The sequence below is a fragment of the Enterococcus sp. AZ035 genome (genome assembly GCF_050548325.1).
In the GTDB taxonomy this organism is placed as follows: Bacteria; Bacillota; Bacilli; order Lactobacillales; family Enterococcaceae; genus Enterococcus; species Enterococcus faecalis.
In genome coordinates this window covers 2,362,919-2,387,475 of sequence record NZ_CP172958.1, presented here as the reverse complement: position 1 = coordinate 2,387,475, position 24,557 = coordinate 2,362,919, and the positions used below count along the sequence as shown (strand labels likewise).

General features: G+C 30.9%; 24 protein-coding genes and 1 pseudogene. 22 read left to right on the top strand and 3 right to left on the bottom strand.

Going from position 1 to position 24,557, the window contains the following annotated elements:
* Genes IGL32_RS11475 through IGL32_RS11465 form a run of 3 tightly spaced genes read left to right on the top strand, consistent with a single transcriptional unit; the run spans position 1 to position 2,314 of the window.
* Positions 1 to 1,044, top strand: a complete 1,044-nt coding sequence (locus IGL32_RS11475) for a YcaO-like family protein (RefSeq protein WP_228759610.1) — start codon at positions 1 to 3, stop codon at positions 1,042 to 1,044.
* Positions 1,045 to 1,056: 12 nt separating this feature from the next.
* Positions 1,057 to 1,737 carry a hypothetical protein gene (locus IGL32_RS11470; RefSeq protein WP_002365261.1) on the top strand — a complete coding sequence of 227 codons (681 nt, stop codon included), beginning with the start codon at positions 1,057 to 1,059 and terminating at the stop codon, positions 1,735 to 1,737.
* Complete coding sequence (locus IGL32_RS11465; protein ID WP_002394296.1) at positions 1,724 to 2,314, top strand: ATP-binding cassette domain-containing protein; 591 nt, start codon at positions 1,724 to 1,726, stop codon at positions 2,312 to 2,314. Before IGL32_RS11470 ends, IGL32_RS11465 begins: the two co-directional genes overlap by 14 nt.
* Positions 2,315 to 2,670: 356 nt before the next feature.
* Here the strand turns inward: IGL32_RS11465 and IGL32_RS11460 are convergent, their stop codons facing one another.
* Positions 2,671 to 3,111 carry a MerR family transcriptional regulator gene (locus IGL32_RS11460; protein WP_002401936.1) on the bottom strand — a complete coding sequence of 147 codons (441 nt, stop codon included), beginning with the start codon at positions 3,109 to 3,111 and terminating at the stop codon, positions 2,671 to 2,673.
* Between the two features lie 82 nt (positions 3,112 to 3,193).
* On the opposite strand from IGL32_RS11460, the gene IGL32_RS11455 reads away from it, so the two are divergent.
* The 17 genes from IGL32_RS11455 to IGL32_RS11375 all read left to right on the top strand — a co-directional run bounded on the left by IGL32_RS11455 (position 3,194) and on the right by IGL32_RS11375 (position 22,175).
* On the top strand, positions 3,194 to 4,198 hold the full coding sequence (locus IGL32_RS11455; RefSeq protein ID WP_373465613.1) for an alpha/beta hydrolase: 1,005 nt from the start codon (positions 3,194 to 3,196) through the stop codon (positions 4,196 to 4,198).
* A gap of 13 nt (positions 4,199 to 4,211) precedes the next feature.
* Positions 4,212 to 4,961, top strand: a complete 750-nt coding sequence (locus IGL32_RS11450) for a carboxymuconolactone decarboxylase family protein (protein WP_202255099.1) — start codon at positions 4,212 to 4,214, stop codon at positions 4,959 to 4,961.
* 2 nt (positions 4,962 to 4,963) lie between these two features.
* Positions 4,964 to 5,551: an acyltransferase gene (locus IGL32_RS11445; protein WP_202255098.1), complete on the top strand. Its 588-nt coding sequence runs from the start codon at positions 4,964 to 4,966 to the stop codon at positions 5,549 to 5,551.
* Entirely contained in the window at positions 5,544 to 6,182 is a 639-nt protein-coding gene (locus IGL32_RS11440; protein WP_010712825.1) for a histidine phosphatase family protein, read from the top strand. Before IGL32_RS11445 ends, IGL32_RS11440 begins: the two co-directional genes overlap by 8 nt.
* Positions 6,183 to 6,521: 339 nt before the next feature.
* Positions 6,522 to 8,000 carry a helix-turn-helix domain-containing protein gene (locus tag IGL32_RS11435; RefSeq protein ID WP_202255097.1) on the top strand — a complete coding sequence of 493 codons (1,479 nt, stop codon included), beginning with the start codon at positions 6,522 to 6,524 and terminating at the stop codon, positions 7,998 to 8,000.
* A gap of 639 nt (positions 8,001 to 8,639) precedes the next feature.
* Positions 8,640 to 9,317, top strand: coding sequence for a WxL domain-containing protein (locus tag IGL32_RS11430; RefSeq protein ID WP_010815605.1), 678 nt, complete (start codon positions 8,640 to 8,642; stop codon positions 9,315 to 9,317).
* Positions 9,318 to 9,406: 89 nt separating this feature from the next.
* Positions 9,407 to 9,721 carry an LPXTG cell wall anchor domain-containing protein gene (locus IGL32_RS11425; protein ID WP_202255096.1) on the top strand — a complete coding sequence of 105 codons (315 nt, stop codon included), beginning with the start codon at positions 9,407 to 9,409 and terminating at the stop codon, positions 9,719 to 9,721.
* A complete protein-coding gene (locus IGL32_RS11420) occupies positions 9,718 to 10,722 on the top strand; it encodes a DUF916 and DUF3324 domain-containing protein (protein WP_202255095.1) in 1,005 nt (334 codons plus the stop codon). Before IGL32_RS11425 ends, IGL32_RS11420 begins: the two co-directional genes overlap by 4 nt.
* A gap of 15 nt (positions 10,723 to 10,737) precedes the next feature.
* Positions 10,738 to 12,882: a bacterial Ig-like domain-containing protein gene (locus tag IGL32_RS11415; RefSeq protein WP_202255094.1), complete on the top strand. Its 2,145-nt coding sequence runs from the start codon at positions 10,738 to 10,740 to the stop codon at positions 12,880 to 12,882.
* A 72-nt stretch (positions 12,883 to 12,954) separates the two neighbouring features.
* A complete protein-coding gene (locus IGL32_RS11410; protein WP_202255093.1) occupies positions 12,955 to 14,325 on the top strand; it encodes a lytic polysaccharide monooxygenase in 1,371 nt (456 codons plus the stop codon).
* A 370-nt stretch (positions 14,326 to 14,695) separates the two neighbouring features.
* The gene (locus tag IGL32_RS11405; RefSeq protein ID WP_430600042.1) at positions 14,696 to 16,306 is read left to right on the top strand and encodes a bacterial Ig-like domain-containing protein; all 1,611 of its coding nucleotides are present in this window, start codon (positions 14,696 to 14,698) and stop codon (positions 16,304 to 16,306) included.
* Positions 16,307 to 16,449: 143 nt separating this feature from the next.
* Positions 16,450 to 17,229, top strand: a complete 780-nt coding sequence (locus IGL32_RS11400; protein ID WP_010777939.1) for a TraX family protein — start codon at positions 16,450 to 16,452, stop codon at positions 17,227 to 17,229.
* 1,028 nt (positions 17,230 to 18,257) lie between these two features.
* Positions 18,258 to 18,755, top strand: a complete 498-nt coding sequence (locus IGL32_RS11395; protein WP_002380888.1) for a PepSY domain-containing protein — start codon at positions 18,258 to 18,260, stop codon at positions 18,753 to 18,755.
* A gap of 54 nt (positions 18,756 to 18,809) precedes the next feature.
* The gene (locus IGL32_RS11390) at positions 18,810 to 19,607 is read left to right on the top strand and encodes a GH25 family lysozyme (RefSeq protein ID WP_172760964.1); all 798 of its coding nucleotides are present in this window, start codon (positions 18,810 to 18,812) and stop codon (positions 19,605 to 19,607) included.
* Between the two features lie 748 nt (positions 19,608 to 20,355).
* Complete coding sequence (locus IGL32_RS11385; RefSeq protein WP_002371724.1) at positions 20,356 to 20,556, top strand: cold-shock protein; 201 nt, start codon at positions 20,356 to 20,358, stop codon at positions 20,554 to 20,556.
* Positions 20,557 to 20,646: 90 nt separating this feature from the next.
* Positions 20,647 to 20,874, top strand: a complete 228-nt coding sequence (locus IGL32_RS11380; RefSeq protein ID WP_002380886.1) for a hypothetical protein — start codon at positions 20,647 to 20,649, stop codon at positions 20,872 to 20,874.
* Positions 20,875 to 21,125: 251 nt separating this feature from the next.
* A complete protein-coding gene (locus IGL32_RS11375) occupies positions 21,126 to 22,175 on the top strand; it encodes a hypothetical protein (RefSeq protein ID WP_002394282.1) in 1,050 nt (349 codons plus the stop codon).
* A 126-nt stretch (positions 22,176 to 22,301) separates the two neighbouring features.
* On the opposite strand, the gene IGL32_RS11370 is transcribed toward IGL32_RS11375, so the two are convergent.
* A complete protein-coding gene (locus tag IGL32_RS11370) occupies positions 22,302 to 22,910 on the bottom strand; it encodes a hypothetical protein (protein ID WP_002371732.1) in 609 nt (202 codons plus the stop codon).
* Between the two features lie 78 nt (positions 22,911 to 22,988).
* Entirely contained in the window at positions 22,989 to 23,318 is a 330-nt protein-coding gene (locus IGL32_RS11365; RefSeq protein ID WP_002365236.1) for a winged helix-turn-helix transcriptional regulator, read from the bottom strand.
* Between the two features lie 221 nt (positions 23,319 to 23,539).
* Between IGL32_RS11365 and IGL32_RS11360 the strand changes: the two are divergent.
* Positions 23,540 to 24,120 (top strand): annotated as a pseudogene (locus IGL32_RS11360) (histidine phosphatase family protein).
* 16 nt (positions 24,121 to 24,136) lie between these two features.
* Entirely contained in the window at positions 24,137 to 24,556 is a 420-nt protein-coding gene (locus IGL32_RS11355; protein WP_002371441.1) for a MerR family transcriptional regulator, read from the top strand.
* The last annotated feature ends 1 nt before the right edge of the window (position 24,557 follow it).

Below are 24,557 nucleotides of genomic sequence, written 5' to 3'. Positions count from 1 at the left end.
TTGAAAGGTTTTTTAAGAAATAAGGTGAATTTTGTTTTAAATGAGGATTTATTTATGTCACATCACTATAACGTATATATAGAAAAATATTCTAAAAGACCTATCAAAGCCTATGAGGTTGATTTAAAGAATAAAAGGCAGCATATTCTTTCAACTTTAGGAGAGTATTTGGAGCGAGAAACACTCATCAACGAAAATTCACCAAAAGAGCATACGGTTATTGCTACGAATTTAGTTGATGGAAGTATTAAACAAGTTAATCTTGATATGATTTTGTTTAAGAATAGTTTTGTTGATTCTTCTGGTATGGCCTCGCATAAAAAATCAAAGCCATTGATATGGACAGCTTATAAAGAATTCTTTGAAAGACAGAGCTATATTACTAACTTCTTGTTTCATACTAAGGCTCAGCAATTAAATATAGATAAGATAGAAGAAATAAAAAAAATAGATCGATATTTGACTAATTATTTAGACAATGTCAAATATTATAATATATCTTTAAGTAAGAACCTTTACGTAGTACTTGCCGTTGGATATGGTGAAAAATACAAAGCAGTGGGATTGGGAACTAGTCAATCAGCAAGAAAAGCAGTAATAAAATCACAAAAAGAAATATTACAATATTTTGCTACATCGCATTCAAAATATAAAGAAGGAAAAGTTAGTCAAGGCTCTGGATTAGTAATTGACAATAAGGACATTTATCATGACTATTTTGATAGATTGAGCTCGAAAGAAGTTAAAGATTTATATGCATATCTTGAAGGTAGTGAATTTGTTATTCTGAATAATGAAGAGAAAACAGAAAAAGTAAGTCATACATTTACTATCAAAAATATAAGCAATTCTCTTAATATGTCTCCGTATATTACAATGTTTGAAAATAATCATGCTAAGAATGTGAAAGTAGTGAAGGTATTTGACCCAAAGTGGTTTCCCAACATGGCACCAAGAAATTTTTCGAAAGAAATAATATTAAATATAGAGAATATATTAAAATTAAAAAGAAAAAATTTTTCAGAACTGTTACCATTTCCGTAAGGAGGAGTGAAAATGTTTATCTCAGTTAAATCATATGCATTGTTTAATATTAAAATGTTACTGAAAGATAAAATCCCTTTATTGTGGTCAATAGCCTTACCTGTAATTACTTTTTTTATGAATTATAGAAGTGTAACAAATGAATGGGAATTGGCATATTGGTGGGTATATATTGTTGTTTGTTCCTATGTTTATGGAGTAGGAGTTTACGCATTACAATTAAAGGAATATGGAAGCTTAAAAACAATTTTTTCAATAAATAATTCACCTTGGGCATTTTTTTTAGGCAATCTATTGACGCAAATTATGTTTAGCTTTATCAGTGTAAACTTACTTAATTTAATTGTGGTTATTTTACTACCATTATCGTTTCTCCGTCTTTTTTTATATAGCTTTATTACTATTATAGCGTGTTTACCAGTTGCATTTTTTAGTTACAATTTAACTCTAATAAAAAAAGTGCATGCTAATACTATAAATTCAATATTTACAATGCTAATTTTTGGTTTATTTATATTGTTAAATACGAATATAGAGTTAAATAAATATAACCCTCTGTCAATTTTATCTAATGTTTTAATTGAACATAAAAATATGGATGTCTTCAAATATGTTACTTTTTCAATATTTTTAGTTTTTATTAGTATGTATTCTATAGTTAAATTTGAACCGATTTCAAATGAAAGAAGGTAAAGCTATGATCGAAATAAAGGATTTAAATATTCCTTATGTAGATAAAAAAATAAGTATGAATATTTTAAAAGAGTATAATTTATTTACTGGTGATAATGGTAACGGAAAAACCTTACTATTAGATTACATTTCAGGAGTAAAAAAGGCAAAAAGAACTGTAATTAAGGGGAATGAAAGTATTATATATATTAATCAAAACATATATTTTTCTGATCGTTTATCAGGAATGGACTTTCTGAAATTTAGTTATGGTTTGGACGGAAAAAAAAGTATTCAATCTTTTTATCAATTAAGCGATAAAATTCTTAAGCGTGAAGATATTGATAAGTTGCTTAAAAAACAATGGGGAATGCTTTCAGGAGGGGAAAAAAAGTTCCTTTATGCTCTTATTTTGATGTCTTTAGAAAGAGAATGGTATATTTTAGATGAACCGTTTGCTTTTGTAGATAAGAAAAGAAAAAAAATGTTATATAAGATTATAGATATTAAGATATCAGAAGATAAGGGTATTATTTTAACTACTCATGAAGAAGATGAAGTAGTATTAAAATCAGTTAGCAAGGTTTTTGAAATATAACTGTAAGAAGTAGTGTCATCATTTTAGAATATTTAATGTTGTACGATAAAAGAATGAATTATAATAAGCTCAGACTGTAGTTTAAATTATAGTAAATATAAAATAATTATGTTTTTGTATAGTAGTTTTTTTGGAAAGTATAGATAATACTGGTTTTTAATGTTTTTGTTTGTATAGTAAATAAGTTCAAAAAGCAACGATTGTTAGCTCTGCTGCTAGCAGTTGTTGCTTTTTGAACTTAGTTAAATAGTGTAGTCTATGAAAATTAAAGTGCTAGTGACAAATCTACTCTACTAATTTAAATAACGTTTGTTTTTTTGTTTAGATTAACTCATTAAATGTACAATCGTTTCAAATTAATGAGAGTTTTCGTAATAAAGTTTTACCTCTTTTGGTAAGTTATTTGGAATTTTTGATTTAACAGCCACCTCGTTCCCTTGCTTAAGGACTTCATCGTAGTACCAGCATTTAAATTTAATCATATCAAGAACTTTTTCCATTTGTCGCAATTCTTTTTCTACGCTTACTTTTTGTCGTTCAAATAGTTCTTTTCGAATTTTGAAAGTTTCTGACCCTAATTTTGTCCATTTCATAAATTGTTTAATATCTTTAATTTCTAATCCAGATTTCTTTAAACACTCAATCACTCTTAAAGCTTCAATTTCGTTATTAGAAAATTTTCGAATACCGGAAACACGCGTTATTTCAGGAAATAATCCTTCTTTATCATAATAGCGGAGAGTTGAAACTGGAATGTTAAACATTTTTGATATTTCGCCGATTGAATATGCTGTCATAGCTCCTCCTGAAAAATTTTTATAATCAGACTTGACCTAAAGTTAAGTTTAGGTAGTAAGATTGTATTATTAAAAAAATTAAATGTCAACTATAGGAGGGAAAGCAAGGATGCTAGAAGATACTACAATGATTCAAAAATGGGATAAGGTATTCCAAAAAAGCGATAAGGTTAATCATCGTAAAGTGACTTTTACTAATCGATTTGGAATAGCTCTAGTTGCTGATTTATATGAACCAAAAAGACAAGCGGAAGAGTTTCCTGCAATTGCTGTGTGCGGTCCGTTCGGGGCAGTTAAAGAACAATCATCAGGACTTTATGCTCAAACAATGGCAGAACGGGGCTTTTTGACGATAGCTTTTGATCCGTCATTTACTGGAGAAAGTGGAGGGATCCCACGTAATGTTGCTTCTGGCGATATTAACACTGAGGATTTCCAAGCGGCTGTTGATTTCTTGTCGGTCCAAAAAAATGTTGCTCAGGATAAAATTGGAATTATTGGTATTTGCGGTTGGGGCGGCATGGCACTAAATGCAGCTGCAATTGATACAAGAGTAAAAGCAACCGTTGTTTCGACTATGTATGATATGTCTCGTGTAACAGCTAATGGTTATTTTGATTCTATTGATGTAGATGGTCGATATGAAATGCGTCAACAACTCAATGCACAACGTATTGAAGATTTCAAAAATGGGGATTATGCTCGTTCGGGTGGTGTTCCAGATAGTTTGTCAGAAAGTGCGCCTTATTATATTAAAGATTATTTCGATTATTACAAAACAGACCGCGGCTATCATAAGCGATCGTTGAACTCAAATGAAGGTTGGAATATGACGTCTGCTCTTTCATTGTTAAATACTAAATTTCTGTCTTATAGTGATGAGATTTTTAGTGCGGTGTTAATTATTCATGGTGAAAAAGCTCATTCTCGATATTTCGCAGAAGACGCTTTTAAGAAGTTGCAAGGAGATAACAAGGAGTTGCTAATTATTCCTAAAGCAACACACACTGATCTCTACGACAAAATAGACATCATTCCATTTGATAAAATGACCGAATTTTTTTATCAAAATTTGGAAGTAAGATAGGAGGAATTTGTAAATGATTGAGAAACAAACTGCTGGAAGAGATGTTTTAGGTGAATTTGCACCCAAATTTGCTGAGCTGAATGATGATGTGTTGTTTGGTCAAGTATGGGCAAGAGAAGATAAACTTTCTTTGAAAATGCGTTCTATTGTGACAATAACGGCGCTCATTTCAAAGGGAGTTATCGATTCATCTTTGAACTATCATCTGGAAACTGCTCGGAAAAATGGTGTAACTAAGACAGAAATGGCTGAATTATTAACACATCTTTCATTTTATGCAGGATGGCCGAATGCTTGGGCAGCGTTTCGATTGGCGAAAGAAGTGTATGTGAAGGACCATAACAAAGAAGAACATGGGGGATTGTTTGGTCAAGGGGAATTAAACACAGCTTATTCAGAATACTTTATTGGTCAAAGTTATTTGAAACCATTGACTGATCCAAAAGAAACAGTGTTTATTGCCAATGTCACGTTTGAACCAGCTTGCCGTAATAATTGGCATATTCATCATGCGAAATCAGGAGGAGGCCAAATCTTGATATGCGTAGATGGTGAAGGTTGGTATCAAGAAGAAGGAAAAGAAGCACAAAGCTTGAAGCCAGGGGATACCATTACAATACCTGCCAATGTAAAGCATTGGCACGGTGCAAAGAAAGATCAGTGGTTTAGCCACTTAGCGATTGAAGTGCCTGGGGTAGAAACATCAAACGAATGGCTAGAGCCTGTTAAAAATGAATTTTATGATAGTCTAAAGGAGTGTTAATAATGAAAGTAAGTATTGAAGATGTTATTAATGGGTACAGAAGTGATGCTCCTGTTGATTTAGAGCGAGATGCGTATGCTGAGGAGCTTTATCAAGAAGCGATAAAAATTGGAATAGAAATGAATACCAAGTATCATTCAGAAGAGGAATTACGAGAAATTATGAGTTACTTGATTGGAAAAAAAGTAGATGAAACTTTTCGTATATTTCCACCTTTTTATACGGACTTTGGTAAAAACATTACACTTGGCAAAAATGTCTTTATAAACTCAGGGACGCATTTCCAAGACCAAGGTGGGATTGTGATTGGTGATGGTGTATTTATAGGACATAATGTAGTACTTGCTACAATTAATCACGACCTATTTCCAAAGAATAAACGTAAAAATCATTATGCGCCAATTGTGTTAAAAAATAACGTATGGATTGGTTCAAATGCTACGATTACTTCAGGTGTAACGATTGGTGAGTGGTCAGTAGTTGCAGCAGGTGCGGTCGTCACAAAAGATGTTCCACCCTACACTGTAGTAGGTGGCGTTCCCGCTCGTATGCTAAAATTAATAGATAAGGAAGAGGATGGTAATGATTGATAAAACAACAAAGTCAAAAGCAGATGAGACTGATAATATGAAGAAACTTTATCTTATGCGACATGGTGAAACGCTATTTAATAAATTAGGGAAAATTCAAGGAGCAAGTGACTCACCTTTGACTGAAGTAGGAATAAAACAAGCAAGAATTGCAAAAGAGTACTTCCAAAATCGTAATATTAAATTAGATGCTTATTATTCCTCTACACAAGAGCGTGCATCAGATACACTAGAGATAATTATAGGAAATAAAAAATATAAGCGAATGAAGGAACTAAAAGAATGGAATTTTGGTATATTTGAAGGAGAAAGAGAATATTTAAACCCTAAAAGACCTATTGGGGAAACTTCATATGGTGATTCTTTTGTGCCTTATGGCGGAGAGTCTTCAAAAGTGGTGCAGGAAAGAATAAACGAAGGACTTACTAAAATTATGGAACAAGAAAACAATCAGAACGTTTTGGCAGTTAGCCATGGGGGAGCTATGTATCTATTTATTCAAAAATGGCTAGCGTATGAAAAAGTTTCGAAGATAAAATTTTCAAATTGTTGTATTTTAGAGTTTGGGTATAAAAATAATAGTTTTGTATTTTTACAAGCGATAAATCATGATTTCTCTAATTTAGTTTAAATGTTTTTTTATGTATAATTTTTGGATGTAAATATTTTCCTTTTTTCAAAAGAAGATTAACTATAAATCATCCGTACACGATTGAACAAACATACACTCTTAATGTTTGTTCAATCGTGTATTTTAGTATGAATAATATTAGGTCTCATTTAAATAACTTACAAAATTGATATATGTTTAAATCTTTTTATCTATTGTATTAGGACTACACATCAAGTATAGTGGTTGATGTTCTAAAATTTTGTTGATTTAGTACTTCGTATTTGAATCCTATCTTTATTGGAATCTTATTTTTGGTATATACAACTCAAAATATAGCTGATAAGAAGGAGAATTTATATGAAACTAGATAAATTAAAAAATCTTGTATTAAGCCAAACGCAATTAAAGAGCTTGGTTGTAGTTTATAATCTGTATCCTAGAGGCAAACAAATGAATGAGCTGGAAAACCTCTGCCAAGTTTCTAAAAATGAATTAAAGAGAGTCCTAAAAGTATTGGATGAAGAAGTCAAAAGCCTTCACTTCTTTGATAAGGTTAACAATATAATAGTAGTTAAAGATAAGTTTGTTTCATTTAATTCTGAAATAAATGAGGCAACTTATACAATGTTGCTTATGCAGTTAAGAAAAAAATATTTACTTTCTTCAAGTGTTTACAAAGCATTGCTATTCGTATTAGAGCAACGCTATTTTTGTTTGCAAGAATTAGCTGATCACTTGTTCTATAGTGATTCTTATACTTATAAAATAATAAAAAGATTGAAAAATTTTTTCTATTACTTAGAAACAGATTTAAAATTAGTGAAAGTTAATAAATCTGATCTCTATCTTGAGGGGAGGGAATCTTCTAAAATAATTTTCCACTATTTATTAGTCATGTTGGTTTCCCATGAAAATGATTGGGTATTTCAAGACAGTGAAAAAGAAGTGGTGTTGTCTTACCAGCCCACAAAAATTTTAGATAGCTTAGAGTTACTCAGCGACTGTAATAGAGATAAAATTTTGAATCTTTTAGCAATCTATAAAATAACCTCTCACGTTAAGGACCCCTTATTTTTCCTATCTAAAAATATTATTGAAATAGGTGAACTGATGGATAACGATGGTGAATTTCCATTTTATATAAATCAAACTATCGACGTATTAAATGATGATCGAAACCTTCATTTCTTATTCATGGTTCATTATTTCATACAAGAATTACGTGATAGAAATCAGAAAATTCTAGTTGGAAAGAATTATACGACACTTGAAAAAAATGAAATCATACAAACGTGTATGTATTTTCTAGAGGATATAAAACAAAACTTTTCGATATCTCAAGATTGTTACTATGAACTGCTATATACGTTATGTAAAAGGTTAGTTGTTGTTCATCATTTAGGGTTGCACCAGTTTATGTTTGAGAGACATACTGTAGAATTTAAAGGTGTTGTTGATAGGCGTGTTGAAGTATTATTTGATAAATATTTTTATGGTTATCAAAATGAAAGGTCATACGCAAAATTAAAATATAGCCTAATTCCTTTAGTCACTAGTTATGTGAAGTTAGCTGTGGAACAGCCTCTAAAAATATACGTTGAATTCCAACATCATTCAGAAGACAGAATGATTGTTGTAAATGCATTAAAACACAGATATAGTACAAAAATTTTAGAAATAGTGGAAAGTTATGAATTGGCAGATATTATTATTTCTGATACCCCTTCGATCTCTTTTAAAGAAAAAACTTATTTTTTAATTCGTCATGCTTTAGATCCACATACTTGGTGTTCTTCCATCGTTGAATATGTTAACAGTATTTTAAATACTAAATAAATTTAAGCGAAACCTCAATTAATAAATTTGAGGTTTTTTTGTGTATCAATATACAGCTGCACCTTACTAGTTATCACAGAAGACTAGTCTTTCGACTTAGACTATCAGACAGGTTTTTATCCAAAAAGTAACAAAACTAAAAAAAACAAGATAAGACTTTGGCGGAAAAAGATGCTATTTTTTTTGTGAGGTATCAGTATACACATAATCATCTATTTATTTAGGCAACTGTTTGATAAAGGATAAAGATTCATATACCAAGTAAATAATAAGTCAACACTATGATTTTAGGCAGTTACTATCATTAAATACTGTATCTCATAAGGATAAATAGGTGTATACCAAACATATATGTCCAGTGTGTAAGCACAAAATATTACTCTATCCATAGTAGATGTATAAGAAAATTCCCCCTATTTTTATTTTTGAAGCAAGTACAAACTGACATATGTGTTTGGTTATCTTATTAAAGTAAAGGAGGAATAAAATAAATTACACACGAAAAAGTCATTATGTGTAGCGAACAACTATGCTATGACAGACAAGTTATTTTGAGGATAATTCTTGTCCATACAAAGAAAGAGTGAAAACCATTTAGCACTTTTAAAAGACAAACAAAACAGGAGGAGAAATATACGTATGAAAAAACTATTTTTAGGAACCAGTTTACTTATTACTTCACTTTTCGTTGGCGTTCAAACTACACATGCGGAAATGAAAAGTGATGCGGAATCAAAAAGTACAGTAAAGACAGTTGCAGGTGAAACTACTGAACCGATACCCCCAGTAGATCCCACTGATCCGGAAAAACCAAATCCAGACCCAGAAGTACCTGGTACAGGAAATACTGGACCTCTTACAATTGATCATGTTTCTAGCATTGATTTCGGAGAACAGGAAATTAAAGAGAAAGAAGCTATTTATAATGCGAAGACAGAACATCCTTATGTACAGGTAACTGACCGGCGAGGCACTGGAGCTGGTTGGACACTAAAAGCATCTATTGATGAATTTAGCAATGAAGATAAGACAAAAATATTAAAAGGAGCAGAACTCTCTTTAAAAAACGGTAGCATTAAATCAATAAGTGGAAATGTGTCTGAAAAACCTCTAGGATATGATGTCAACTTGAACAAAGACATGCAAGTAATTATGCAAGCGGGAACAGATCAAGGCATGGGGACCTGGCTAGATGTATTTTCTGGAACAAAAGATGATAATGCGAATGTACAATTAAAAGTACCAGCTGGTTCAGCGAAAGCTAAACAAAACTATTCAAGCGTTATCCGTTGGGAATTAACCGATGCACCAGCTTAATAAAATAGATTCTCTAAAGCTAATAACTAGTTATTAGCTTTAGAGAGTAAATTACATACATCATATAGATTAGTTAGAGGTGAATAAATATGAAAAAGCTAGTAGTACTCTTAGTTATATTAAGTGGATTTTTAATCAAAGAGGATGGATACGCTTCTAATACACAACAAAAATCAAATGCTGAGAGTCAAGTTACAATTACATTTGTAGAAAGCTCAGAGAAGCAAGAACAGACGGAAAGTAAAAATTCTCAGAAGATGGCTTTTGATAGAAGTTCAAAAACACTTTTGCCTAGTACGGGTTCAAAAATGAGTGGACTATTATTTATATTGGGTATGTTAGCATTTTTTCTAAGTGCTATTATTCTATCAATGAGAAGAAAACATAGGAGGAATAACTTATGAGAAAAATCATCTATTCACTCTGTATCATTTGTTTTATTACAATATTACCGGTCGATGGAGCCTATGCAGCGGATATGGCATATAGCGTCAAGGCAAACTTACCAGAAAATCAGCGAAACGATGAACATACGTATTTCGATTTATTCATGCAACCTAAACAAAAGCAAACAATCAGCATTACCTTTGAAAACCATTCCGAAAACCCAATTGAATTAGAAGTGAATTATCATGCAGCACAAACGAATGACAATGGTGTCATTGATTATAAAGGAACAAAAGAAAGAAAAGATAGTAGTTTAGCTTACGATTTAAAAGAACTTATCACAGGTGACCAAACCGTAAAGTTGAATAGTAAAGAAAAAAAAGAAGTACCCTATACTATCACAATGCCTGAACAAAAATTTGAAGGAATTCTTTTAGGCGGTTTCCATATTCATAAGAAAGATAAAGAAGCTTCTACGAATCAGAAAGTTCAAATCAAAAATGACTATTCTTATGTCATCGGGTTACAGCTGACAGAAACAGAGAAAAAAGTAACGCCAGAATTAAAACTAAACACAGTGGAGCCTGGTTTAAATAATTATCGAACGACATTGTTTTCGAATCTTCAAAATACGGCTGCGACAATGATTACAGATATGACTGTTACCGCTGAAGTCTATAAAGAAAATGGTACAGAAGTCCTTCATAAAACGGTCAAAAAAAATCAATCAATGGCTCCAAACTCAAACTATAACTTTCCAATTTCATGGGACAATCAAGCATTCCAACCAGGTAAATATAGATTGAAATTAAACGCAGTTGATAAGGTAGGTCACAAGTGGTCGTTTACTAAAGAGCTTGAGATAAAAGATAATGTAAAAAAATATAATGAAGACGCAGTCAATATAAAAGATTCAACCAATAAAAATAATTATATAGTGTATGTTTTAGCGCTCATGCTTATTTTAACTGTAGGGATTATTATCTATTTACTGTTAAAAATAATTAAGAGAAAGTGAGGTAGAACTACTCATATGAGAAAAAAATTTATACTACTTCTATTTGTGCTGATTTTTTCTATTAAACAAGAAGAGGTGGTTTTTTCGGAAATAGAGACCGTATCTACTCAAGCAAAAATAATAGAATCTTATGACAATACACTTCGTTATGGACTTCATGATATGCAAATAATAAATCCGTATTATATCGATGAAGGAGAGGTTTTTAATCACATAAAGGTTGTTTTAGATGCAACGGATGAAGAAGGTTTTAAGGTTCCTTTTAGTGAAATTAAATATAAATGGGAGGATAAAGCCCTTGACACAAGCAAAAAGGGTAATACAGCAGTAGCTCTATTATATTGGGAAAAGGACCCTATTACAACTTATCGTGCAACTATTAAAGTTGCATATGATTTAATCTTGCAAACACAAAATAGTACAATATACCAAGGAGAAATATGGGATCCAGTGACTAACTTTGTGAGAGCAAATGATGAAGATTCAGATCCTGTTTATTGGAATGATGATCGAATTAAGACTAATAATGCATCCATTGATACAAACGTACCCGGTGTCTACTATCGCAGATATACTTTGAAAGGACAAAATAAAGAACAAAATAAAGAAGTGTCCTCTACATTTAAAGTAACAGTAAAAGAAGACCAAACAAAAGCAGAATTAAAAGATACAGAGTTACACGTAGGCCAGAAATGGGACTTAGGAAGTATCTTTAAGAATGTAGTAGACAAAGATGGGAATCCCATTAAACCAGAAGAAATAGAACGTGTTTGGATAGATGATCAAGAAACAAGAGAAATAGATACCAGTAAGCCAGGTAAGCATACTGTACAAATCGCTGTATTGAAGGCAAATAATGAGTGGAGCTACAGTAATAAAGTTACAGTAACAATAAAAGACCAAACAAAAGCAGAATTAAAAGATACAGAGTTATACGTAGGCCAGAAATGGGACTTAGGAAGTGTCTTTAAGAATGTAGTAGACAAAGATGGGAATCCCATTAAACCAGAAGAAATAAAACATGTTTGGATAGATGATCAAGAAACAAGAGAAATAGATACCAGTAAGCCAGGTAAGCATATTGTACAAATCGCTGTATTGAAGGCAAATAATGAGTGGAGCTACAGTAATAAAGTTACAGTAACAATAAAAGAAGACCAAACAAAAGCAGAATTAAAAGATACAGAGTTATACGTAGGCCAGAAATGGGACTTAGGAAGTGTCTTTAAGAATGTAGTAGATAAAGATGGAAACCCAATAAAACCAGAAAAAGTAAACTATGTTTGGATAGATGGAAATAAGACAAGAGAAATAGATACCAGTAAACCGGGTAAGCATACTGTAAAAATTGCTATATTGAAGGCAAATGACGAGTGGGTATATAGTAATGAAGTTACAGTAAAAGTAAAAGAGGACAAAACAAAAGCAGAATTAAAAGACACAGAGTTATATGTAGGTCAGAAATGGGGCTTAGGAAGTGTCTTCAAATATGCGATAGATAAAGACGGAAATCCAATTAAACTCGAGCAAGTACCCTGGGTATATATAGACGGAAAACAAATTGATTTACGTGAAAATAAAACAAAAGAATTGATAGATACTAATAAGCCAGGTACGCATACTGTTTCAATTGCTATACGAAATGCAGCTGACGTTGGCCATGCTTATGAATGGGCACATAGTAATGAAGTTACTGTAACAGTAAAAGAAGAACCATTTACTATTAAACAGGTGCCATACTTTGACTTTGAAGATCATATTCTTGTATCAACAAATAAATCAGTAGTTAATAAGAAAGAAGAACCTATAATTGAAGTAGAAACCCCTTCAATTAATGGCAAAGATTGGCATTTGCAAGTTGAACTATCTCCGTTTCTAGATAAAAAGAATAGTAAAAGTATTTTGAAAGGAGTGAGCTTATTTATTCCAAAGGGGAAACTAGAATCTGATTTAGAAACAGAGGAACCTACTCAATATGACTGTCAATTAGAAGCAAATGGAAAAGCGAGTATTTTAATGCATGGAACAAAAACAAAAGGTAAAGGTCGTTGGAAAAATAAATTGGAAACAAAAGGAATAACCTTGTCTATACCATCAGAAAATAAAACAGGTAACTATGAATCAACATTACATTGGACACTATTGGATGTACCTGGATAATAAAAAAATAACTACTTCATCTGGATATAATTTACTAAACCAACTATAACAAATATCAAAAGGAGAAATAAGATGAACAAAAGAAAATTATTAAACAGTCTATTTGCAACATCAATTTTATTGGGTGCTGGGCTAATTTTAAATTCAGAATCTGCATTAGCACATGGATATGTAGAAACCCCTCCAGCACGAGGTTACCAAGGTCAGTTAGACAAAGAAGCTGTGGGGTGGACAGCTGCACTTAATATGTATGGAAATGTTATTACTAATCCACAATCATTAGAAGCACCTAAAGGATTTCCCAAAGAAGGACCATCAGATGGCCGTATTGCATCTGCCAATGGCGGCTTCGGACAAATCGGAGACTTTGTACTAGATAACCAATCAAGCGACAGATGGAAGAAAACTGATATTAACACTGGAGTTAATACATTTACTTGGCACTACACAGCGCCTCACAGAACAACAAAGTGGCATTACTACATGACTAAATCTGGGTGGAATCAGAATGCACCATTGAATAGAGATGAACTTGAACTTATTGGAACAATTGAGCATGATGGATCATCCGCATCAAACAATCTAAGCCATACAATTAATGTTCCTCAAAACAGAATGGGATACCACGTTATATTAGCCGTTTGGGACGTCGCAGATACGTCTAATGCGTTTTACAACGTGATTGATGTAAATGTTAAAAATTCTGAAGTTCCTGTGTTTCCTAGCAAACCGACAAATGTAAAAGTAACAAATGTCACTAAGAGTACTGTTTCATTATCTTGGGATGCTCAAACTACAGCAGAAAAGTATAATGTCTATAGAGACGGAGTTAAAATTGCTACAGTAAAAGAAAATCTATTTGAAGATAGCAATTTAAATGCATCAACTGAATATAAATATAAAATTCAGGCAATTGGTCAAGCAGAAAAACTATCAGAGAAAAGTGATCAGATTGTTGCTAAAACCCTTAGCGAAGACGCTCAAGAGAAACCAATTGCACCTAGCGGATTGCACTCGATGGGTGAAACAGATAGTACAATTTCGCTTATGTGGAATAAGTCGACACATCCGATTGGCATTAAAGAATACTTAGTATACAGAGATGATAACTTAATTGGTAAAACATCTGATATTCAATATAAAGATAAAAGTTTAAATGCAACTACAAAATATAAATATACAGTAAAAGCAATCAGTAACGACGGAATTGAATCTGACATGAGTAACGAACTTACAGTATCTACAAAATCGTCAAGTAATTCTAATCCTGAAACTTTAAGAGAGTTTAAAGTTGGTTCATTCACTAAACCTGAATTATATACAAAAGGTGATATTGTTTCATATAAAGGTAAAATTTATATTTCTTTAGTGACCCATTACAATTATGGAGATGGTTCATGGAATCCGGAAGAAGCATCTAGTTTATTTAAGACTAAATATTAAAATTAGAGAAGTTAGTCCAATCTACAATTTACGGTTATGAAATATTGTATAAAAAATTAATAGTGAGTATTTTGAATGTGAAAAAATATTTAACAGGATTTCAATTAAAGATTATCGGATTAATCACAATGGTAACTGATTACTTAGCAGAATTTTTTTGTTTTTTAGGAATTCCACAATGGTTTCATTGAATAGGAAGAATTAAGCCCCTTATTTTTTATTGGAAAGCTCAGAAAGATTTCATCTATACGAGTAATCGGAAAAATAATGTTACGATTACTCGTAGGCTTTTGGGTAATGAATTTAATAAATCTAGTATTGAATCAATACTTTGTAGTTATTCGTTGTTTGAATTGAGGTGAAGAGAAAGATGAGAAAGACTCTATATAGTATATTAATTTATATATTTTTTTTTTATGGAACAGTATCTTTTGCGGAAACAGCTAACATTATAACTACAGAACAGTCAGAGAAGTATGAAGACAGTACTTATAATATATTTAAACAGACTCCAGTAATATCGGTACAGGACCCTTACTTTGTTATTGAAGGAGACAAGTTTAGTTTTAGAGATATATTTATTGGGTTAATAGATGAAAATGGAAATAGTGCACCTTTTGAAAAAGTAAAGTTTTACTGGATAAATAATTCCATCGATACAAGCAAGGTAGGCAGTACTGCAGAGGTTGGCTATTCATATTCATATTCATATTCAGAAGGTGATGTAAAGGGATCTTCTAAAGTGATAGTAAAAAAAGATAGGACAAGTATTAAGGCAAAAGATATTACAATGTATGAAGGAGATCCGAATTCAATTATTAAACATAGTTTTCTAAGTGCAACAGATGAAGAAGGAAATCCTATCTATTGGAATGATCCACGTATTACTTTTAGAACGTTTGGGCAGGATAAAGAAAAACCTGGTGTTTATAGTGCCGTGTTATTTCTTAAAGGGAAATTTAAAATGGTTAATTCACAGTACTTTAAGATAACCGTTAAGAAAGACAGGAGTAGTATCAGCACAAAATCTAGTACATTATATATTGGTCAAAAATGGAATCCTAAAGATAATTTTGTCACTGCAACGGACGAAGAGGGAAAATTTTTTCCATATGAAGACTCACGTGTTACTGTTGAAAATGCTAATGAAGTCGATACATCTAAACCAGGTATTTACAAAATTAAATATACTTTTAAAGGTAAATTGAAAAATGTGTATTCTTATGCTCAAGTTACAGTAAAAAAAGACCAAACAAAAGCAGAATTAAAAGACACAGAGTTATATGTAGGGCAGAAATGGGACTTAGGAAGTGTTTTCAAAAATGTAGTAGACAAAGATGAAAATCCCATTAAACCAGAAGAAGTAGAATGTATCTGGATAGATGGTCAAGAAAAAGTCAGAGAAATAGATACTAGTAAACCGGGAAAGCATATTGTAGAAATCGCGGTACTAAATGCATACAACAAGTGGGTCAATAGTAATAAAATTACAGTAACCGTAAAAGAAGAGCCATTTACTATTAAACAGGTGCCGTACTTTGACTTTGAAGATCACATTCTTGTATCAATAAATAAATCAGTAGTTAATAAGAAAGAAAATCCAACAATTGACTTAGAAACCCCTTCAATCATGGGAAAAGATTGGCAATTACAAGTTGAACTATCTCCGTTTTTAGATAAAAAGAATAGTAAAAGTATTTTGAAAGGAGTGAGCTTGTATATTCCGAAGGGAAAATTAGAATCTGATTTAGAAACAGAGGAACCTACTCAATATGACTGTCAATTAGAAGCAAATGGAAAAGCGAGTATTTTAATGCATGGAACAAAAACAAAAGGTAAAGGTCGTTGGAAAAATAAATTGGAAACAAAAGAAATAACTTTGTCCATTCCGCCAGAAAATAAAAAAGGCAATTATGAATCAACATTGCATTGGACACTACTAGATGTACCAGGACAAAGTGTTAATGGCGACTTGGTTTAGAAACAAAGATCATTTAAACGAATAATATATATGATCAAGAACAAAGATATATTTTTGAAATAAATGTAAGTAAAGAAGCTATCAAGAAGTTAGAATTTCAACTTCTTGATAGACTTGAGAAACTGATAGTGAGGCTTGTAAATATGAAGAAATATTTAACAGGATTTCAATTAAAGATTATCGGATTGATTACAATGGTAATTGATCACTTAGCAGAATTTTTCAATTTTTTAGGAGTTCCATTATGGTTCCATTGGGTTGGAAGAATTACCGCCCCTATTTTTTTATTTGAAAGTTCTGAAGGTTTTGTTCATACGAGTAATCGAAAAAAATATATGTTGCGATTACTCGTAGGCTTTTGGATAATGAATTTAATAAATCTAGTATTGAATCAATACTTTGTGGTTAATGGAGAAATTATAGCAAATAATGTTTTTAGTACATTATTTTTAGGAACAGTTTATATGCAATCTATTGCATATCTTAAAGAAAGAAAATTTGTTGCAAGTTTCTTTTGGTTCATCATTCCTATCTTAATAGGATTAATTTCATTTATATTTACAATAGGTGAAATGAGTACGATAAAGATGATTAGTTTACAACTATACACCTTATTTTTACCATCTTTATTTGTTACAGAAGGTGGGTTTTTGATGGTAATATTAGGAGTATTGTTCTATATATTTCATGCAAAAAAACACTTTCAGGTTTTATCATTAGGAATTGTGTCTTTTATTTCAGCAGCAGCAAACGGTTTTTCAGATTTATTTTCTAGTAACTATCAATGGATGATGTTCTTCTCAGCAATTCCTATTATTTTATATAACGGAGAAAAAGGAAAGGGGTTAAAAAGTTTCTTCTATTATTTTTACCCTGCACATATTATCTTATTTGCCATTCTTTCTTTTCTACTTCGCCAATAGGAACAGTTCAGAATTAAAATTTGTTAACCCATATAAAGAAATCTATGAGTGAGTGTCTGTAGTCGTTAAATCCTGAATTTTATATGTTATTATTCTTAAACTAAATTGGTAATACTTTTGAGAAAAACAATAAAAGATGTACTTCATGTATTTCCACTTTCTACTGAAATTATAGTATCAAGGAATAGTTCATTTCAAAATATTGTAGCAAAACTATTAGTATGGACTTAGAGTCAATCTTTCATTTTTGTTAGCAGAATGTCATATTGTTCAATAGACAAGTGCACCTTGAATATATTTTAATAAGATTAAGTACTTTGAAATTAAGGAAAGTTGATATAAAACATGTTGAAAGATAAATAGATAAAGGAGAACTTAGGTTGTTATTCATACTATCATTAAAATTTGTTTCGATGATAGCAATTATTTTCATCGGGATTAAGGCACATTGCGAAAATCATGATGACTATTTTTGAAAATGAGTATTGATTATTAGTAACTTAAATAATAAGTGACTATAAAAATATGAAATTTATTTTCTCTTCTGGATGTATGTGATCTTGTCTATCAGGCACCAGTAAATGGAAAATATTTAAAATAGATAAATAAAATTTATTTTATATAAACTTCCAATTAGATTATTAAAGAAAGGACTAAAAAAGTATGTGTATGAAAAAAGATATTATTGAATTACTCAGGAATCCAATGATCTCGTCTTATTCTATTGAAAAAATGTCTAATGGACGAATATCTACTACTACAGCATCCAAATATCGGAATCGTGTAAAACAAGAGATAGATCCATTCCTTATATTCACTAATATGTCTTATAGAACTATAAAAAATTTCGAGGAATTAGCTAAAGAATTAAAAGAAGTGAATCCTAAGACAAAAGAAGAAGTTACAATGATGATTGACAATTATAGTTTGAGAAATTACTACAAATTATAAAGTATCAAACTTTAATAAAACTAATTACCATTTTTAGATATAATATCATGATAAATATAGGTTAGGAGCTGACTGTATTGAATTTAAAAAGAATCTTTTTTGTCGTAGCAATGTTAGGAGGGATCGTTGTTTTTACTGGCTGTGGATTGGGTAAGGATGAGGTAACAAACACAAACTATAAGGTAACTGTTGAAGACGCAGCAAATATTTACAAAAAAAATACGAATAATTCAGAAATTCTGTCTATTAACTTTGACATTGGTGAGAGCTCTAAAGAATATGAGTATATGTTTGTTAACAAGACTGAAAAAATATATATAAATCCACAAAATGAAAAAGTAAAAAAAGAAAGCATTACTAGCGGTGGAGAGAGTAATAAAGAAACATTTAATGCAAAAGAGATTGAAGGGATTAAATCTACAAAAAAAGTTCTAGAAGAAGCTAAAAATAAGGTGGGAGGGATTTCTCCACGAGTATTGGATTGGCGATTAGAAAAAAAAGACGGAACATTAGTGTATGATATCAATGTTAAGACAAACACAGGCTCTGAAAGAGTTCTATTAAGTGCAAAATAATTTATAAGTGTTATAAATTATTTAACATGTAACAAAAAAGAGGGGAATGGTTAAATGAAAAGTTCAGCTAAGTTATTTATTTTAGGAATAGGAGTAACTTTTGGAGGTCTTATAACGAGTGTTCCAGCAGAAGCAAAAAATATTGTGGCGAGTAACTATGAATTAGGAAGTTTTGCTCAAAATGACCCTGTCAACCAATCCTTGTTAAGAAGTAAACGTAGCTTCAGCGAAACACCTCCGAGAGTAGATTTTATTGATATTTCTTCTCATAATGGAGAGATTTCTGTAGAACAATTTCAAAAGATGAAAAACATGGGAATTAAAGGCGTAGTTGTCAAATTAACCGAAGGAACAACTTACAAAAACTCGTTAGCCCCTAGTCAAATTACCAATGCCAAAAAAGCAGGTCTAACTGTTTCAACGTATCATTTTTCTTGGTTTGAAAATCAACAAGAAGCAATTGATCAAGCCGATTACTATGCGGATTACGCAGAAGAATTAGGGATATCCCCAAATAGTGTCATGGTTAATGATGCAGAAACAACGCCAATGATTAATGCAGATGCCACAAAAGTTTCTGTCTACTTTAGAGATCAATTAGCAAAACGTGGCTTCAAAAATGTTGTCCATTATTCTAGCGCTAGTTGGTTCAATAATAATTGGATGGAATATGACGTTTTAGGTAAAGAAAATAGTTGGGTGGCAGAATGGCCGGCGAACCCAAGTGCTAATAACTTACTACACACAGATACAGCTGCTTGGCAATGGAGTAGTCAAGGCTCTTTTGATTTTGTTCCTGGAATTAACTTTGATTTCAACGTTGATTACTTAGGACGCTTTACGACTAAGTGAGTAAAAGAGATTAGGACATAAGGGTTAAAAATCATAAAAAAGAAGACTGAAAATCTTTTTACGATTTTTGGTCTTCTTTTTATTTTAGTTGTTTATAATTTGAATAAAGTTAATTCCATTAATATAAATGAAGTCTAAAATAAAAGCACTATTGGCAAATAATAGTGTTTTTAGAGCAAAATCTATTCGATTAGTGAATAAAATTTTTTTTACTACTTATACATATACATGAGTTCCTTGCAACGATTAATTGCGTGATCAAGGCTCTTATATTTATCAATATCAATATCTAATATGGATAAACGTAATTCAATATTTTTTATCTCCCTTAAATTTAAAACGGCATAGAAAGGATCAACTGTTTGATTATTGTTTATTTTTTTTGTTAAAAAAGCTTTTGAACGTGAAGAATATAGATTGTAGTTTAAAGAGTAAACTTTTATTGGAAAAAAATTAGTATTCATATGAACACCTACTTTCTGATACAAGTAAATTCTAACATTAATTTTCATATTAGTTACTTTTATTTCTAAATGTAATTGAATCTTAATAAATTCGAATTAAGTACTATCTAAATTATTTCAAGAAGACTTAGTTTTGTTTATTCCTTATTAATGTGTTATAGTGAACAAGTAATCAATTTTGATAAGTAATTTGAGTTATACATCTAAAAACTATACTCCTCCTTTTACCACTCAACATTTTTTGCAATAATTTGCATGATTTAGTGCACTAGGAGGAAATATACATGAACAATGGTACAGTAAAATGGTTTAACGCAGACAAAGGTTTTGGATTTATTACAGGTGAAGATGGCAATGATGTATTTGCCCATTTTTCAGCTATCCAAACAGATGGATTTAAAACTTTAGATGAAGGACAAACCGTAACGTTTGATACTGAAGAAGGTCCGCGTGGGCCACAAGCCACTAATATCGCAAAAGCTTAATTACGAGTAATAACGGATCAATTTTTGATCCGTTATTTTTTAATATTTATTGTATGAAAGAATTTGAAATTACAGAAAAGAGGAAATTATATGGGATTTAATGGATGGAAACCAAGTGTGCCTTCTGAAAGTAGTAAACAATTTTCTGAAAATCAACATGTGTCTTTTATGTATAGAAAAGAAATAAGAAGTGGTAAGATAAAAGATTTATTGACCAATTCAGCAATTATAGAATTGGACAGCATCAAAGGTCATAAAGAAAAAAATGAAACAATTGTGATTGGATATGACAAATTATATGGATCTAAGCATGAATGATAAATAGTTACTATTAATGAATTATTAAAATCTAAAAAACTTTATGCAAACTAGTATTAACTAGTAATTATACTGGATAATTTTTTTGCGTAATTAGTTTATTAAATTATAACAGGTTATTTATCACATAAAACAAATTGAATAAATGTTTTTAAATAATAGTTTATAATTATAGGAAATCAAAATATTTGTATAAATAAATAACATCCTATAAAATTTTATTGTAAATAAAAATTAGGAGGATATATAAAATGAAAAAAAGCAATACAAGATTCAGAACTTATTTTACAGACGATGAAGCGGGGACAAACATTTCTTGGGGATCAGTTTTTGCTGGAGTAATTACATTTCTATCTATTTTTATGACTCTTGGACTTATTGGATCAGCGATTGGGTTCGGTACTTTAAAACCGACATCAAGTAACCCTTTAGATGGAGTTGGGACTGGACTCATTATTTGGTCGATTATTACTATTGTGTTATCTCTGATGGCTGCAGGATTTGTATCTGGTGTAGCGGCTAAAAGAATTGGTTTATTGCACGGTTTCTTAACATGGGCAACAAGTATGATTGTAGTAATGCTTTTAGTGAGTTATACAGCTGTTAGTACATTTTCAGCAATCGGTTCCCTTTTAGGAAATGTTGCTTCTGGTGTAGGGGATAGTGTTGGGGCAGTTGCTTCTACTACTGGCGATGCGATCTCAAAAGGTTTTGATAAAGTAACTGATGAAATTGGCACGGTCAATACACAAGAACTACAAAATAATGTAAATAAATATTTAAAAGATACGGATGTTCCAGAACTTCAACCAGATTATTTAAAAGATCAAATGAGTGAAGCGACTGATAAAATCAAAGATGCTGGTAAAGAAATTATAAAAAATCCTGAAAATGCAGATAAGGTTTTTGATTCTACAGCGGATTCTTTACAAGACCAAGCGAAAAAAATTGGCGATTCCGTAGATAAAAACGCGATTGCGAATGCTGTAGCGAAAAATAGCGACTTATCTCAAGAAGAAGCTCAACAAGCAACAGATAATATTTACAATGAATTAAAAACAGCTAGTGATGAAGCGCAAAAACAAATTGACACTGCACGTACTAATTTAGATAAAGCTAAAGATGATTTGAAAGAATCAATCGATGAAGCAAGACAAGCGGCAGAGGATGCATCAAACACGACAGCTAAAGCATCTATTTGGGGATTTGTTGCAATGGTCGTTGGCTTAATTATTACTTCCCTATTTGGATTATTAGGAGCTAACTTAGTAAAAAATCCTGAAAGAGAGCATAAAATGTAAGAACATTAAAGTAATTTAAATGTTAATAATCAATGTAATGAATATTTTGAACTGTTTATAAAAAAAGTCTGAGAACATTATTGTTAATGCTTTTCAGACTTTTTTATTGCATGCAATTGTTATTATTTAATCGAATTTTATAATTTTTAAATCTTTAAAAAACGCTTCTGTACCGATATCAACGAACAATCCTATACTACCAGAAGCAGCCTCCCCAAGTTTCATGTTCTCTACAACCAAAGAAGGAGTTTCATTATTGTTTATATAAAATTCACCTCTAGATTCTTGAATTATGGCTTTTAAAGTAATCCATTCGTTAAGCTTAATATCAGCTGAACCTTCATAATCCGCTATATTAAGATTTCTAAAATATTCAAAGGTATAGTTGGGGTATGAAAAATATTGTACTGCTCTATTCTTTCTTATAGGATCTTCGCTATGACCATTGGTAGGGCGTATATAAAAAGATTCAAATTTAGAATCATCATCATTTATCCTGAATGCAATACCGATAAAACCTCGAGCAAAGTTTGGAGCATTCGACAATAACCTACTTAACATTTTTACTTCAATTATACCATTATGAAAAGAAAAATTAGTTACTTTAGCGTAGGTATTTTCATCAAATTCCATTATTTTATTTGATTTTACAACTCTTAAAACAATATCTTTTTTTAAAGTAGTAAGTTTGGCATTTACATTTACTTGCTCAAAATCAAACATTTCTATATCCATGTTTTCACGCTCCCTAATTTTCTATAATATAAGGATAGCTTATTTTTTTTAGAATGAGAAGTAGGTACAAAAATGTAACTATATGTTAACTTGTGTTTTGTAAAATTCTCCCCACTCTCTCATAGATTCAATTACAGGTAATAATGTATTTCCTAGTTTAGTTAATTTATATTCGACATGGGGTGGATTTTTTTTAAAATCAATACGTTCAACAAGGCCATCTTTAATCATTGACTTTAAACTAGCTGTCAAAACTTTTTGTGAAATTCCACTCAATGATCTTTTTAACTCACTATTTCTTTTGGAACCAGTCATTAAATCCCGGATAATCAAGACCTTCCATTTACTATTAACTAGTTTAACTGTTGTTTCTACATCACAAATAGGTAATTGTGGATTTTTTTTCATAATTTTGTTCTCCGAATAGAATTTTTAATTTATCTATAGTATAAATTAAATTTATAGATAATTTCAACGGAAATATCTAATAAAATTTTATTAATAGACTTTCTATTTTAGCTAATATTGTGTGAAAAATTATAGATATATATTTTAAAACATAATCAGTTGCCTTGAAGTTAACTTCAAGGTTTATAATGATGAAAAATAGATAGTAGGGAGTTAGATAGATGAAAAAGACACTTTATTTAATGAGACATGGTCAAACATTGTTCAATCAACAAAAAAAATTCAAGGATGGTGCGATTCTCCTTTAACAAAACAAGGAATTGAACAAGCTAAGATAGCTAAAGAATTTTTTGAAAAAAACGGTATTGTATTTGATGGTGCGCACACTTCTACTCTTGAACGAGCTTCAGATACATTAGAATTAATTACAGAAATAAACTATGAGAGGCATAAAGGCTTAAAAGAATGGAATTTTGGCAGATTAGAAGCGGAGCATGAATATTTAAATCCACCATTACCTTATAGAGATTTTTTTGTACAATATGGTGGTGAAGAAGAAATAGAGTTTAGAAAAAGAGTAACAAAATGCTTAGTAAATATTATGCAGAAAGAACAAGGTAAAACTATTTTAGTAGTCTCACATGGAGCAGCTTGTAGGCAATTTATAAGAGAGTGGGCGCATTTAAGTGATATTACACCGCAAGCTCCTATTGGTAACTGTAGTATTATGAAATTTTGTTTTGAGAATGATCAGTTTTACTTAGAAGAGATTATTAATCATGATTTTTCACATTTAGAGTAAGGAGGTAAAGACAATAATGAATATAAAACAGGCAGCAGAAATGTTTAATTTAACAGTAGATACGTTAAGATATTATGAACGAGTGGGAATAATACCTCCTGTATCAAGAAACAGTAGTGGATATAGAGACTATAAAACTAAAGATTTAAATTGGGTTTATTTAGTAAAAAATCTTCGTAATGCAGGCTTATCTATAGAATCTTTGATTGAATTTTCAACTTTAGCACAACTTAGAGATAAACAAAATGTAGAAAATGCGCAGAAGCATATTTTAAAAGAACAGTTAGTAGAATTAGATAAAAAGCTAGAGGAAATGCAACAAACTAGAGAATTACTTGTGTACAAGATAGAAACATACGAGGATCATATTGCAAAATTTAAAGCTGGTGAATTGGATCCTGATAAAGTCGAAAAACTATGGGAACGAAAAAAATAAA